General features: G+C 60.3%; 1 pseudogene. It reads left to right on the top strand.

Going from position 1 to position 890, the window contains the following annotated elements:
* Nucleotides 1-35: 35 nt before the first annotated feature.
* Nucleotides 36-870: pseudogene (locus EG885_RS22335) on the top strand (IS3 family transposase); the annotation flags it as partial.
* Nucleotides 871-890 lie beyond the last annotated feature (20 nt).

The following is an 890-nucleotide window of genomic DNA, read 5'->3' as shown; positions in this document are numbered from 1 at the left end:
GCCATCGGTCCGAGAGAACTTGAGCAGGCCCTTGGAAAAAAGTGACGGGGCCATCTCAGTGTCGCGAGATGGCCGCCAAGGCCGTAAAGCATCGAGGGGTCAGCATCGCACTCGCCTGCCGGGCGTTTGGCATCAGCGAGGCGTGCTATCGCTACAGCCCGCTGCTCGGCGATGAGAACGAAGTGATCGCTGACCTGCTCGTCGGCCTGATCGACGCCCGCAAAACTTGGGGCTTCGGGCTGTGTGCCCGGACATCTGCGCAGCGTGAAGGGGCACCCTTGAAACCACAGACGCGTCTATCGGATCTACCGCGCCCTGGAGCTGAACCTGCGGATCAAGGCGCGCAAGCGCCTGAAGCGGGATGTGCCGGACGCTCTGGCCGTGCCCGAAAGGCCGAACGTGACTTGGTCGATGGACTTCATGGCCGATCGGCTCGAGGACGGCCGCGCCTTCCGGCTCATGAACGTGCTGGACGACTTCAACCGGGAAGGTTTTGGCATCGAGGTGGACTTCTCCCTGCCGGCAGAGCAGGTCATCCGCAGCCTGAACAACATTATCGAGTGGCGTGGCAAGCCCAAGACCATCCGCGTGGACAACGGCCCGGAATATATCAGTCAGGCACTGCTGGATTGGGCTGAGAAACATGGCATTGCCTTGGCCCACATCCAGCCCGGTCAGCCCCAGAAAAACGCCTACATCGAGCGCTACAATCGCACCGTTCGGCACGAATGGCTCGATCAATACATCATCAACAGCATCGAGAAGGCTCAGCACTTCGCCACCCAGTGGCTCGGGACTTACAACAATGATCGCCCGAACATGGGCATCGGCGGCATCACGCCCGCAATGAAACTGAAAATGGCTGCGTAAGTTCTACGACCAAATCCCGT

It is taken from the genome of Paracoccus nototheniae (assembly GCF_004335005.1).
Lineage (GTDB): Bacteria > Pseudomonadota > Alphaproteobacteria > Rhodobacterales > Rhodobacteraceae > Paracoccus > Paracoccus nototheniae.
Note: the sequence above shows the minus strand (reverse complement) of the source record. Positions and strands in the feature narration are given on the sequence as shown.